Source organism: Enterobacter cloacae complex sp. 2021EL-01169 (assembly GCF_020733125.1).
Classification (GTDB): Bacteria; Pseudomonadota; Gammaproteobacteria; order Enterobacterales; family Enterobacteriaceae; genus Enterobacter; species Enterobacter roggenkampii.
In genome coordinates, this window is the sequence record NZ_JAJFTC010000061.1 from 1 (window position 1) to 539 (window position 539).

Below are 539 nucleotides of genomic sequence, written 5' to 3' on the forward strand. Positions count from 1 at the left end.
GCAGAGTGGGAAGCGAAAATCATCGAACTGGCTGGCTTCCTGGATTCTTACATCCCAGAACCAGAGCGTGCGATTGACAAGCCATTCCTGCTGCCAATCGAAGACGTATTCTCCATCTCCGGTCGTGGTACCGTTGTTACCGGTCGTGTAGAGCGCGGTATCATCAAAGTTGGTGAAGAAGTTGAAATCGTTGGTATCAAAGAGACTGCGAAGTCTACCTGTACTGGCGTTGAAATGTTCCGCAAACTGCTGGACGAAGGCCGTGCTGGTGAGAACGTTGGTGTTCTGCTGCGTGGTATCAAACGTGAAGAAATCGAACGTGGTCAGGTTCTGGCGAAGCCAGGCTCAATCAAGCCACACACCAAGTTCGAATCTGAAGTGTACATCCTGTCCAAAGACGAAGGCGGCCGTCATACTCCGTTCTTCAAAGGCTACCGTCCACAGTTCTACTTCCGTACTACTGACGTGACCGGTACCATCGAACTGCCAGAAGGCGTTGAGATGGTAATGCCAGGCGACAACATCAAGATGGTTGTGAC

General features: G+C 51.2%; 1 protein-coding gene. It reads left to right on the top strand.

Annotated features, from left to right (window positions below; all coding sequences use genetic code 11):
• On the top strand, nucleotides 1–539 hold a 539-nt coding region (locus LLF79_RS26885), incomplete at both ends, for an EF-Tu/IF-2/RF-3 family GTPase (RefSeq protein ID WP_255642859.1).